Below are 12,538 nucleotides of genomic sequence, written 5' to 3' on the forward strand. Positions count from 1 at the left end.
AAATTGGCAAGTTCTGGCAATAGAAGCAAGTTTTATTTTTAAAATAAATTAAAATAGGGGCTTATGTGTGCAAATACTGCAAATTACAGTTCGTTAAATGAGTAGTTTTGGTAGAATAGTTGCATAACATTTTGTGATCAGTGTAATATTGCAGGCTTCACTCATGATAGTCAGTCGAAAGAGGTAGTTTAGTATAGTTCAGCCGGAATACGCCATGCCCCAAACAGATACGTCAGTTGTCCTTTTAAAAGAAGAGCGCAAGGGTTTACTTATCAAAGAAATAAACCTGCACACCCGGATTTATCTGGCAGATCTGGCTACCACGCTGAACGTATCGGAGGATACGATTCGGCGGGACATCAATGAATTGGCCGAAGAAGGAAAGCTGATAAAGATCCGGGGTGGGGCTATGTCGAAGGCGTACCACCATACGTCGGCTCTGCAGGAGACGTACGCGCACCAGAACAAACGGGTCATCGCGCAGAAAGCGCTGTCGCTGCTGAAAGACGGCATGCTGATTCTGATCGGTGGCGGGACGACGATCCGCGAGCTGATTAAATTGATTCCGCAGGAGCTAAAAGCCACTTTCATTACCGTCAATCCGCTGACGGCCGTTGAGCTACTCGACAAACCAAACCTGGAAATCATTCTGATTGGCGGGCAGATTTCGCGCTATAGTCAGATGAGCATAGGGGGGGAAGTCTACCAGCGGCTGTCAGAACTGCGGGCCGACCTGTGTATCATCGGTACCAACGCCATCGACGCCCGTGAAGGGCTTACCGACTCCGACTGGGAAACGGTACAAACCAAAAAAGCCATGATCAAGGCCTCGTCGAAAGTAGCCATCCTGACGATTTCGGAAAAGATGGATACGGTGATGCGCATGAAAATTACCGACCTGGATCAGATCGACTACCTCATCACGGACCTCCCCGCCGACGCCCCCCAAATGGCTCCCTATCAAATGGGAAACGTAACGTTTCTGTAACTATGAAAAGGCCCAACCTAAGTGAGTGGCCATTTTATCGAAGAATTTTACCTAAAAAGAGGGCCCTTGTCCTAAATAGAAACGTTTTTGTCCTGAATTGAAAATAGGCGGTAAAGGGATGCCTATATGTTTGTGGGGCCGATTTGTCCAATCTACCCATGAACAAAGAGTCCTTAAAACTATGGTTGCTGGCAGCTGTGCCGGTGCTGGCTTACTTTGCCTATTTCTTCCACTTTTCCATAAACGCCCCCCAATTCGACGACTTCCAGAGTATCATTCGGGCCATCATTACCTACGACACTGCTCAGAACTGGTTCGATTGGCTAACGACTCAATACGTTGAACATAGGATTGCCTACGTGCGGCTTGTTGCTCTGGTTGTTTACAAACTAACCGGCACGGTCAATTTTATCGACATCAGCTTCATTGGTAACCTCAGCCTGGTTGGTGTGCTGATCATGCTGGGGCTTTGGTTCAACCGCTGGCAGTTGCTTCCTTACTTTTTGCCGGTTCCGTTCATTCTGTTCCAGATGAATTACCATCATGACACCTTCACGGCGATGATGGCGGTGCAGAATCTAGGCATCCTGTTCTGGGCGCTGCTTACGTTCTGGCTATTGGCTGAGGGGCGTCGGTGGAAGCAGCGGATAGCGTTATTACCGGCCGTAGCTGCCGTCTATACAAGTGGTAGTGGTATGTTCGTCCTGCTGATCGGGGCGGTTCTTCTCCTGGTTCAGCGTCGGTGGCTGGCCGCAACAGTTTGGCTAGTGGTTGGTACTGCCGCGATTGCCTGGTATTTCCGGGGCTTCTACTGGGGCAACTCCATCTTTAGCGCCAGTTATGCCATTCAGCACATTCCTCAACTGATCGCGTTTGCCATTTTTTTCTGCGGGAGTTATTTCGATCTCCTCCCAAACGTACTGATGAGCGAATACACTGGGTCCATCGTACCTGGCTACCTGCCGATCGCCTTTTATGCCCGGCTGCTTTTGCCGTTCGCAGGTGGTCTGCTGCTGGTTTTGTCAATGCTGGTAGTTGTGCTGTGCTGGCTGTTACCAGATCAGAACGCCAAGCGCATCCGCATTCCTGTCGTAACCAGGGCTGCTGGGTACTTTTTGATCAACAAACCCGCCAGTACGTTTCTGGTTGCCTCCTTACTCTTTCTGCTTATCACAACTTTCGTCGTCACCTTGGGCCGATTTGGCGCTGGCCTGGGGCTGGCTTTTGCCATCCGTTACAAAATCTATTCACCATTGATGGTCATTTTCTGCTATGCCGCTTTCTGGGTGAATTTACGTCAGGAAAAACGCCTTGCGTTACAACCCGTATACAAAGCGACGCTTACGATCAGTATCCTGATCGGTATAAACAGTTATTACCAGCACATTAATCAGATTCAGTTTGATCGACGCACAGCATTAAGTGGGCTGTTTAACATGAAGACGAATCACCACTGGACGGTTTATGGCTCCTACTATGGCAATATCGATTCCGTCATGCAGGTCGCTCTCAACAAAAAAATCTACGAACTCGAACAGCCTGATTTGTCAGTACTTATGCCTGTAAAGGGAGCTGATTTTGACAGGAAATCTACCCTTACTATTCGTCTTGACTCGCTTTATGGCTACACAAAACTCTACGTCAAAAAGAGTCCGTTCCTGATGTCTTGCCTAAAATCGGGGCTATGTGCCGGTCCATACTTTATTTTCTACGATAAGCAAAGGAGGTATTTGCTGCCGGCCCGCTCGGAACGTAACCTGATCGGGTCATATCGATCTGGCTTCTCGTACGGTATCGATCACTTTACGCTTGATCTGGTTCATAGCCGCTACAGGGTGGCTATTATGACAACCGATGCTGTTTCGAAGCAGTTTTATCGAACGAACCACCAATTAACCCTGTAAACGTTGTAAGCAGTCCCCTTCTGTCTGTCACCGCGCTGTGTCGGCAGGCGTTCTTTTGCCGGGGTTGCAACCGTCGACTCCCGATAAGGGTCATAATAGGTGTACGGTCTACAAATCTTTGGATTATGTTGCTCCGACGAATAAGCAGAGGATTGGTTCTATTAACCGTTGTTTCTGGTAACATCAGTTGCGAGCGGGACTATGCGTCGTCTGAGCGTTGCCAGCTTGAACCCGACAGCGGTCCCTGCTACGCCTACACGATCCGTTATTATTGCGATAAAAAAGAGAAGCGTTGCAAGGAATTCGTCTACGGGGGTTGTGGCGGCACCGTCCCCTTCGAAACCCTGGCCCAGTGTCAGGAGTGTGAGAAATAAGAGGAACAGTAGAGAAGAAAGGTAAGAAAGTAGTGCACAGGAAAGCCTTTTCTCCTCTACTGCTTCAAAAAAGACGTAACAGCCTACTATTTTTTCGTCAGCCGGTTGTATTGCTTCAACAAGTTACGGACGCTTTCGTGTGGAAGCCGGTAGGCCTTATTCCCATTGATGCCCTCCATTGTTTCTGCGGCTACCATGGCGTTAAGAACTGCTTCTTCAACCGCTTCAACAGTAGCCCCGAATAACGGATTGATGCGGTCATTAGGCAATTCCGTGAGCTTTGTAAAACGATTCCGCTGAAACGCGCCGGGATTGGCTGTCGAAAATGCCAGAAAAATGTCGCCAGAGCCATTTTCTCCTCTACCACCCACGATACCTATCCCCAGGGGTACTCTAGCCGCAATACGTTTTAACTGATGGGGGAGCAAAGGGGCATCGGTCGCTACGACGACAATGATTGATCCATCACCAGACTGATAAGAAGGTGGTGCTTTTAATTCATAATTTAAGGTATCTTTTAGGTCAATGCCTACGGGCACACCAGCAATGGTCAGGAACCGTTTATTGCCAAAATTGGCCTGTACCAAAATCCCAACCGTGTAGGTCGAATCGCCCACACTGACGACCCGCGAGGCCGTGCCAGTACCTCCCTTGAAACCCAGACACATCATGCCGGTCCCGCCCCCTACGTTACCCTCCCTAATAGGCCCCGTCTTTGCGCCGTCCAGTGCGTCAAAGGCATGACTTTCTTTGACGTGAAAACCGTAGATATCATTTAGAAATCCGTCATAGGTTTCAGCCACGACGGGGTAGGTATACCAGAAATCTTCTTTATACCAGCCTGTTTTGACGTACCATTTCAATACGGCGTCCCGCACTACGCCCACGCTATTGGTATTCGTAATCATAATGGGGCCTTCCAGAAAACCAGATTCAGTGATCCAGGTGGTTCCCGTCATTTCGCCATTGCCATTAAGCGTGTACCAGTTCGCGAACACGGGATCGTTTACTTTACCTCTTGGCAGAATGGCCGTAACGCCGGTTCGAACGGGGCCTTTGCCGCGAACGTTTTTTCCCTGTCCGGATATGATAGTACTGTAGCCAACTTGTACGCCTTTTACATCCGTGATCGCGTTGAAATTTCCGGGCGTGCCCGAAAACGGAATGCCTAAATCGCGGGCACGGGGCGTGGTTTGGGAAAAGGCTACCAAACAGATTGTTAGCCAGCTAATGAGAAAGAACGTAATGAATTTTGTCATTATGGGAGTCATTTTATCTTCTTCGCTTCAGTTGTTTGCCCACCTTGCAGCAACATAAGTTTCGTTATCTTCCCCGTATTATCCTTTATGAATTCGAGCTGGGCCTCAAAAGCTTCCGGATAAAACTTTGTTTCTGTTTCGGCTAAAAGAGGAAACTTACTCTGCCCTGTCGCCTGCGATATGAGCCGGTTTTGCTCTTTGGTAATGGTCAGAATGAAATTGGGTGTAATCTGATAATCGCCTGTGTAGCTCTCCAATACCTTTTCGCTGAGGGATATAGTCGGACGAGTTGCTGGAAGAGGCTTGTTTGTCTTCTTCCAGGTTTCGGATAATTCGCGGCTCTGAAACCGAATCTGTTCAACCTGACCGGTACCGTTTCGGATAAACTCAATGTTCGTTAGCGAGTTTTCGAGGAAAAACTTATCACGTTGGTACGCTTTCAGTTTGTAACGAGGGCTATCCGTTCGTTGCGAATACAGTTGATTGTCGGCTATCGTAATGGCGCGCTGTATCCCCTCAGTATTTTCGTAAACGCCGGTATAGCTTTGCAGTGCGCTGGGTTCGATAGCAATTTCGGTGTAATCATAAGGTTTGCCAATGGTCAAAGCTGCCATTTTGCTGGCTACCATGTCGGGCGAATTGCTGGTGCTGTTCGAAAAGACTGCTACGAATACATCTTCCTGCGGCAGATAGATGCCCTCCGTTAGAAAGCCGTTGATCCCTCCGCCATGCTCAATGGTTGGGTTACCCTGTATAGTGCCCAGTGTCCATCCATACCCATAATTTGTCAGCTTACCATCACTCAGTCTGTAACGGGTAAAGGCCTTATCGAGCGTTTCCTTTTTGACCAGTTTATAGCTGTGTACCGCCTGATGCCATTTCCAGAGGTCACCCACTGTTGACTGAATTGAGCCCGCTGCATAAGGCTGCGTCATGCTCAAATAGTCTGCGTTGTTGATACCATTCTTTCCTTCCTGATAGCCCGCTGCCCGGTTTTTGATGAGCTTAGCGTTGTCACCGTAGTAGGAGTTGGTCATACCCAGCGGCTTGAAAAACACTTCCTCTGTGTATTGCGGATAGGTCTTACCTGATACTTTCTCAATAATATAACCCAGCAGGAAATAACCAGAGTTACAGTAAGCCCATTTTGTACCTGGCTCAAATTCCATCGGCTGGTTTTTGAAAAAATCAATCAGCTCCGTTGGCGACATGTCCTTCTTCATTATCGATCCAAACTCTTTCATGTCGGTGTAGCTTTTAATGCCCGATGTGTGCGTGAGTAGATGCTCGACCGTAATTTTCTTCCCCTGCGTCGGATAGTCCGGAATGAAGCGAGTGATTTCGTCCTGGAGAGAGAGCTTCCCCTGTTCCATCAGTTGCAGAATGGCGACTGCCGTAAACTGCTTGGTGATCGAACCAATGCGAAAGACATTATCCGGCTTCATCGGCACGTCCAGTTCCTGATTGGCCATACCAAAGGCTTTCTGATAAATAATCTGCCCTTTGCGGGCTACCAGGGCCGTACAACCGGGCCCATCGGGTTTGAATTGTTTGGTTAGTAGACTGTCGAAGGCAACTGTTAGTCGACTGTTATTTACGGTCTGGGCATGGCTGCTTAGCGAAAGGACTAACCAAAGCAGGAGGGGGGTGAGAGACTTTTTCATAAATTGGTTATAGAGGAAAGTTGAACACGATGCTATGTACATTCCTACCAGACCTTTGCCTGGTCTACTTCAGCTTTGTAGAGTTTCTGGCCGGGTTTGACGTTAAACGCCCGGTAGAAAGGGGCGAAATTGCTCAACGGGCCGTTGACCCGGAATTTGGCCGGTGAATGTGGATCAGTCATCACCCTGGCTCGTTGCGTTTCGTCCCGAACCTTACTGCGCCAGCTCTGAGCCATACCCAGGAAAAAGCGCTGATCGGGCGTAAGCCCATCGATCTTTTCAGTGCCTTTGCCTTGTTTCGTCAGTTTGAAGGCCTGATAGGCCAGTGTTATGCCTCCCAGATCAGCAATGTTTTCGTTCAGTGTGAGCCGCCCGTTCAAGGCAAGTTTGTCTAGTACGCTGTAGCCATTATATTGATTAACGATCACCTGAGCTTTGGCCTTGAACCGTTCGGCGTCCTGCTTTGTCCACCAGTCGCGCAGATTGCCGTCGGCATCGTAATGGCGGCTGTAGTCATCAAACAAATGGGTCATTTCGTGACCGATTCCTACGCCGATCGCTCCGTAATTGATTGCATCGTCGGCATCTTTGTCAAAGAAAGGAAACTGGAGGATGCCTGCCGGGAAAACGACCTCATTAAAGGCTGGATTCGCGTAAGCATTAACCGTGGGTGCAGTCATGGTCCACTCCGTCCGGTCAACGGGTTGATTCACCTTAGCCATTGCTAATTGAGTTCGGTGCTGGCGGGTTCGCTGCACGTTGCCGTAGAAATCATCCCGTTCGATATGTAGTCCCGCATAATTCTTCCATCGATCCGGGTAGCCAATCTTTTTCATAATTCGGTCCAGTTTGGTCAGAGCAGTGGCCTTGGTTTTAGGACTCATCCAGTCCAGTTTTTCAATCCGCTGCCGGTAAACAATTTGTAGGTTATTCACCAGCATAAGCATCCGGACTTTGGCTTCGGGCGGGAAATAGCGCTTCACCCACAGTTGCCCCAGGGCGTCGCCCAGTTCCACATCCGTGCGGGTGGCCAGGCGTTTCCAGCGGTTAGCAAGTTGTTTTTGACCGAGCAGCGATTTTTGGTTGAAGTCAAAATGAGCCTGCTCAAACGCACTAGTCAATAAGGGGGCATTAACATCCAGCCGGTCAAACAATACCCGGTCTTTCAGTACCTCAAGGGGTGTAACGGTCAGCAGGCTGTCCAGTGCGCGGTAATAACCAGGTTGGCCCACCAGTACCGTGTCAATCCGTTGCAGCCCCATGCTATTGAGCAGATCCCGCCAGTGCAGATGGGGCATTTGCCGACTTAAATCGGCGACGGCAAATTTGTGGTAGTTAGCTACGGGGTCGAGCAGGCCGGCCTGTTCCTTATGGGATTGAGCTAATCGGGTTTCAAACGTCAAGATGGTTTCGGCTTTGGTACGGGCCAGGGCTGGTTCAACACCTGTCAACGTGAAGAGTTTGGCAGCGTATGTCAAAAAGTCGGCCCGGATTTTCTTGGTGGCCTCGTCGGTACGGGTATAGTAGCCTTTTTCGGGGAGTGACAAACCCGCCTGCTGAAAGTTGATGCGGTTGATCGAACTTCGTCGGTCGTCCGGAATCACGTAATAGCCTAAAAAAGCCCCCGGAGCGGTCCAGGTTACAGTCATATCACTTTCGTCGGTAACCAGGTAAGGGATTAATTGATCATAGGCTTTGATGCCTCGAATCGTTTCTAACTCTGCCCGAATTGGTTCATAACCGCGTTTTTCGATGGTTACCGTGTCCATGCCGCTGGCGTATAAATCACCCACTAATTGTTCGATAGTTCCCGTCTTGTTCGTTGCCTTAACTGCCTCTTCCAGTATCGACCTTGTTTTGCGCTGATTCTCATCGGCCAGTTGCGCAAACGATCCCCAGCTAACCCGATCAGCCGGAATCTCGGTTCTTTTCAGCCAGGTTCCATTGGCATAGGTGAAAAAATCATTGCCGGGCAGCACGCTCGTGTCCATCCCCGACTTATCGAAGAAAGTGGTCCGTACTGGCTTGTCGTCGGAAGTTTTTGGCCGCAAGGCTATAGCAGACAGAAACGTCAGCCCAACGATCAGTGGGTGAAGGTAGTTTTTCATGGTTTGTTTGAGGAGTTGCTGGTAGTGGAGTGGCTCAAGGCTGTTGCGCAATCCAGTGGTTCACCATTTTTCCATGTTATGGAGAGGGTTGGTTATTGGTGTGGTTAATTGATTTTTTGCGCTTCAGTTTTTTGCCCGTTTTACGTCCTGTTTTTTTCCAGTACGATTTTTGAATAAGCAGCGGGTTGGGCGAAGCTGACAAGGCTTCCGATCTGCCAGACTGTAAGAAGTAGAGGAAGAGTTGAGATACGTAGTGTTTCTCGAACACAACGAGGTTGATCTTTTTAGCGGCCTGGTATGGATTGTAAAGAGACTACTCATGGACGCACAGGGTTCACTTTAGAAAATCCCGTATAAATTTCTCCGTCTCGGCGGGATGGGAAAGAAAAACATAGTGATTGCCCCCTTCGATGACGCTTGTCGTGCCATTGACTACTTCCTGCCGAAAGCGGTTCATTTCTTGTGCCCGGAACTGGGCATCAACCAGCCGGAAGGCGGCAACTTTGGTTTTACTGGTTGAATCCAAACGGGCATACAGGGGCGTCCCCTCTTTGAAAAGCTCTTCCCCTGCATACAGGGCTAAGGCCGGACACTGAATATGCCGGTAATCAGGATGCTGCAGTTTAGGGATAGTCGCCCCAAATACATAGTCGGGCGCTACTTCCCGAAGCACTTTGCCCGTCCTGGAAAAGACAAATGACTGCTGAATTTCTTCCAGTGGTATGGATACTGCATAAACCTCCGTAAGGTACTGGTTCAGCTTATCTAGTGAAGCCGAGTCCGTAGCGGTGGGCATAGGTTGTTGAGGAGCATTGGCAAATTGTTTCATAATGTCGGTGCGATCATAAGCAGCATCGAGGTAAACCAGTTTAGCCACCCGATCTGGATATGACGAAGCAAATTTGCTCATCTCGTCACCAGCGATAGAATGGCCCACCAACAGGGCTTTCTGGATATGAAGCGAATCCAGAATCACCAAAATATCATGCGCTAGTGTACTCATATCGTAACCAGTTTTGGGCTTAGACGACTGGCCAAAGCCCCGGCGGGTGATGGCATAAACGCGATACTGGTCGGTGAATCCGGGAGCGAAGTCGGTAAATACGTGAGCCGTGTTGCCAAATCCTGTCAGGAACACCAGCGGTGGACCTGATCCCCCCCAGTCGAGTACTTCAAGCTTGACACTGTCGGCTACAGGTATAAAGTGAGTTTGGGGCGTAGCATTGGTATTAGGTTTATCCGTTTTTGAACAGGCGTAGCAGAGGATAACCAGACTAAGGAACAGGCAGAAAGGATTCATGGAAAGTTTGTAGTTATAGGCTAACATTGGTCTACTCTACCGCTGGTTTGCGGTTTCCGATAAAGGACTCATAGTTGAAATACACTCCTCGCCGGTCTACCCATTCCTTACGGGCCTTTTCAATAAGAACTGGCGTTTTATATAGATCCAACGCGCTTAGCGCCAGTGTTTTGGCCGCTGCCAGCATTCCTTTCTGACCAATGCTCATCCCGCTTGCCGCTACTGCCTGCCAGCTATGAGGGCCAGTACCCGGTACCCAGGTTGCCGTGCCAAATCCGGCGGTTGGCACTACCCAGCTTACATCCCCAACATCTGTAGAACCACTTCCAGCCATATCCGCATAAATTGGCTGAAACACGCTGATTCGAGCAGCGTTCTCGATGGGTGTTTTTGCCGACAAACTTTCCGCTATTTTTTGGGCAAAGGTCGTTTCTGCGGGTGTGTACTGGACACCACCTACAGTTTTCAGGTTTTTGTAAACAGCTTCGGCTAACGTGACATTCGGCAAGATGTTAAAGACACCGCCTTCGATCTCTATATCTACCTGAGTACCGGTCCCTTTTGCCGCTCCATCAGCGGCATTTTCAACCCGTTTCCAGATGCTCTTCAGCACTTCCCGGTCTTTGTGACGAGCATAATAATAGACTTCGGCGAAAGCAGGAACTACATTGGGCGCTTCTCCCCCCTTCGTGATGACGTAATGGATACGGGCATCAGAGGGGATGTGTTTGCGCATCATATTGACCATATAATTCATGGCTTCAACTCCATCCAATGCCGACCGGCACCGTTCAGGGGCAACTGCTGCGTGGGCGGCAATGCCCCTGAATCGGACGCGGGCTGCAATGAGAGCTAATGTGGAAACGGCATCAGCATAATTCATCTCGTCGGGATGCCAATGTAGGACTACGTCGACATCGTTAAACAAACCCTCACGTACCATGTAGACTTTCCCCTCTCCGTTCTCTTCGGCAGGGCAGCCGTATAGCCTGATCGTGCCCGGTCTACCCTCCTTTTTCAGCCATTCTTTTAGTTCGATGGCTGCCGCCAGCGAAGCGGTCCCCAAGAGATTATGGCCGCACCCATGTCCACACTTTTGTCCTGAAATGGGAGTAAACTCGGGTTTAGCCTCGGTAGCTAAACCAGGCAATGCATCAAATTCTGCTAGCAGGGCAATCACCGGTTTTCCTGAGCCAAACGTAGCGACAAAAGCCGTAGGCATACCAGCTACCCCCGCGTTAACGTTGAATCCGGCTTTTGTTAGCTCATCCTGTAGTAAAGCCGAACTTTTGTTTTCATGAAAGCCTGCTTCCGCAAATTCCCATATCTGTCTGGAGATAGCTGCATATTTTGAGAATTGTCTGTCTAAATCAGCCAGGATGGTTTGCTTATCAGGATCGAGGGCAGGTGATTTCTTTGGCTTCGGTTGTCCCAGAACCAGGACAGGTAGTAGTACCAGCGTAAGGAGTTGGGTTTGCATGAACGCTATCGTGAGGATTAGTCAGCATTGATTGGTGAAGGGCGCATGGGTTGGCGCTGCCAGTAGGTCAGACTGCGCCAGGCCCATTCGAGCGGGCCGAATTGAAAATGCCGTAGCCAGATCGGGCTGACAATCAGCTGAAGAGTCCAGATAGCGGCCACCAGAAAATAAAGCTGATAGAATTCCCATTCAGCGTACTGATTCAGACCATAGCCGTAGAAAACAGATGTGCAGATCAGCGTGTGCATAACGTAGTTCGTAAACGCCATCTGCCCCACGGCTGCCAGTCGGTTCAGCAACCCCTGAACAACTCTACCTTTTACAAGTAGAATAATCAGACTGGCGTGGGCCATCACCAGCAAAATGCGCTGAAAAGGATAAATCAGGGCGACCCATTGCACAGGATGCTGTTCCATGAAGGGAATGAAAGCCCACGAATTTGGAATGTTCTGGTAGTAGTAGTAAAAGCTGAACGTAACCAGCGACAGGCCCAGTCCATACCCCAGTAGCATCATTTGCCAGTACCGTCGGCGGGGCCACTGACCCGTAACGAAGCCCCATTGATAGAGCGCCATGCCCAGTAACATCAGGGCGAGTGGATCCCATAGTTGAAAGACCAGGTATTTGGTTTGCGCATCCCAAACCTCTTTCTGGTATCGTGAAGCCACAGTGAAATAGTCAGGTGATTTCATTTTACGGGTATGCTCAGCAATTTCGGCTTTGTTCGGAAAAAATTCTTTCTCGGCTTCTTTCCAGGTTTTGATGGCCTGCTGCTGGTTCTGGGTTAGCGTTTGGCCCTGTTGCTGCGTTTTCTGCGCGGCCAAAAAGGCCAGTCGTTTCTCACGAATACTTTGATAAAACATTGTATTCAATGCAAAACCCACAATAGCTACTAGTGGTACACCGAGGGCCAGATAAACGGGTTTCATTCGCCGAAACCAGAAGGCAATCATACCGATCACGCCGTAGTAGTACAGGATGTCGCCCATCCAGAGCAGGACATGGGAATCGATGAGGCCAAACAACACCAGCCAGCCCATACGCTGGAAGAAGAGCCGAACGCGGCTCGGCCCCGTAGCGGACTGTCCCGTAGTCGATGGATTGCCACTTTTCTCTTTTCGGGCCATGAACAGGATGATACCCACGCCAAAAATCATAGAAAATAAAGCGCGCATCTTCCCCTCGAAAAGAACCGTGATAACGGCATCCAGCCAGAAATTGACGTTACGTGGATTATGGTTGAATGCATCGCTGAATCGTTCGGCCATGCTGAAATATGGAATGTTCATCAGCAGAATACCCAGCAGCGCCACGCCCCGCAGGATGTCGATGGTCTGAATACGTTCCGCCTGCGAAACAGGCTTAGGGGGAGAAGGTACATCGTGCTCTGACGTATCGGTAAGTACTGTCGCGGCAGAAGTAGAGGTTGGGTTGGTCGTCATGGATTGTGCGGGTAAAAAG

Annotated in this window: 9 protein-coding genes; 3 read left to right on the forward strand and 6 right to left on the reverse strand. The window is 49.6% G+C overall.

Going from position 1 to position 12,538, the window contains the following annotated elements; genetic code table 11:
- Positions 1-214 precede the first annotated feature (214 nt).
- From HU175_RS12945 to HU175_RS12955, 3 genes are all read left to right on the forward strand, one after another.
- Positions 215-988, forward strand: a complete 774-nt coding sequence (locus HU175_RS12945; RefSeq protein ID WP_176566998.1) for a DeoR/GlpR family DNA-binding transcription regulator — start codon at positions 215-217, stop codon at positions 986-988.
- Positions 989-1,146: 158 nt separating this feature from the next.
- A complete protein-coding gene (locus tag HU175_RS12950) occupies positions 1,147-2,892 on the forward strand; it encodes a hypothetical protein (protein WP_176566999.1) in 1,746 nt (581 codons plus the stop codon).
- Between the two features lie 125 nt (positions 2,893-3,017).
- Positions 3,018-3,266 (forward strand): BPTI/Kunitz domain-containing protein, encoded by a 249-nt coding sequence (locus tag HU175_RS12955; RefSeq protein ID WP_176567000.1) that lies wholly within the window; start codon positions 3,018-3,020, stop codon positions 3,264-3,266.
- 86 nt (positions 3,267-3,352) lie between these two features.
- Here HU175_RS12955 and HU175_RS12960 read toward each other — a convergent pair whose 3' ends face one another.
- The 6 genes from HU175_RS12960 to HU175_RS12985 form a co-directional block, all read right to left on the reverse strand.
- Positions 3,353-4,525: a P1 family peptidase gene (locus tag HU175_RS12960; RefSeq protein ID WP_176567001.1), complete on the reverse strand. Its 1,173-nt coding sequence runs from the start codon at positions 4,523-4,525 to the stop codon at positions 3,353-3,355.
- 8 nt (positions 4,526-4,533) lie between these two features.
- Positions 4,534-6,189: a serine hydrolase gene (locus HU175_RS12965; RefSeq protein WP_176567002.1), complete on the reverse strand. Its 1,656-nt coding sequence runs from the start codon at positions 6,187-6,189 to the stop codon at positions 4,534-4,536.
- A gap of 44 nt (positions 6,190-6,233) precedes the next feature.
- A complete protein-coding gene (locus tag HU175_RS12970) occupies positions 6,234-8,297 on the reverse strand; it encodes a M13 family metallopeptidase (RefSeq protein ID WP_176567003.1) in 2,064 nt (687 codons plus the stop codon).
- A gap of 334 nt (positions 8,298-8,631) precedes the next feature.
- Positions 8,632-9,597 (reverse strand): alpha/beta fold hydrolase, encoded by a 966-nt coding sequence (locus tag HU175_RS12975; RefSeq protein ID WP_176567004.1) that lies wholly within the window; start codon positions 9,595-9,597, stop codon positions 8,632-8,634.
- Positions 9,598-9,628: 31 nt separating this feature from the next.
- Positions 9,629-11,077 carry an amidohydrolase gene (locus HU175_RS12980; protein ID WP_176567005.1) on the reverse strand — a complete coding sequence of 483 codons (1,449 nt, stop codon included), beginning with the start codon at positions 11,075-11,077 and terminating at the stop codon, positions 9,629-9,631.
- 17 nt (positions 11,078-11,094) lie between these two features.
- Positions 11,095-12,519 carry a DUF418 domain-containing protein gene (locus HU175_RS12985; RefSeq protein WP_176567006.1) on the reverse strand — a complete coding sequence of 475 codons (1,425 nt, stop codon included), beginning with the start codon at positions 12,517-12,519 and terminating at the stop codon, positions 11,095-11,097.
- Between the last annotated feature and the right edge of the window lie 19 nt (positions 12,520-12,538).

Origin of the sequence: Spirosoma sp. KUDC1026, assembly GCF_013375035.1 — a bacterium.
In the GTDB taxonomy this organism is placed as follows: domain Bacteria; phylum Bacteroidota; class Bacteroidia; order Cytophagales; family Spirosomataceae; genus Spirosoma.

Bases quoted from the DNA above. Each gene is read 5' to 3' on its own strand.
- HU175_RS12980 (WP_176567005.1), bottom strand. From the start codon at position 11,077: ATGCAAACCCAACTCCTTACGCTGGTACTACTACCTGTCCTGGTTCTG.
- HU175_RS12965 (WP_176567002.1), bottom strand. From the start codon at position 6,189: ATGAAAAAGTCTCTCACCCCCCTCCTGCTTTGGTTAGTCCTTTCGCTA.
- HU175_RS12970 (WP_176567003.1), bottom strand. From the start codon at position 8,297: ATGAAAAACTACCTTCACCCACTGATCGTTGGGCTGACGTTTCTGTCT.
- HU175_RS12945 (WP_176566998.1), top strand. From the start codon at position 215: ATGCCCCAAACAGATACGTCAGTTGTCCTTTTAAAAGAAGAGCGCAAG.
- HU175_RS12955 (WP_176567000.1), top strand. From the start codon at position 3,018: ATGTTGCTCCGACGAATAAGCAGAGGATTGGTTCTATTAACCGTTGTT.
- HU175_RS12975 (WP_176567004.1), bottom strand. From the start codon at position 9,597: ATGAATCCTTTCTGCCTGTTCCTTAGTCTGGTTATCCTCTGCTACGCC.
- HU175_RS12985 (WP_176567006.1), bottom strand. From the start codon at position 12,519: ATGACGACCAACCCAACCTCTACTTCTGCCGCGACAGTACTTACCGAT.
- HU175_RS12960 (WP_176567001.1), bottom strand. From the start codon at position 4,525: ATGACAAAATTCATTACGTTCTTTCTCATTAGCTGGCTAACAATCTGT.
- HU175_RS12950 (WP_176566999.1), top strand. From the start codon at position 1,147: ATGAACAAAGAGTCCTTAAAACTATGGTTGCTGGCAGCTGTGCCGGTG.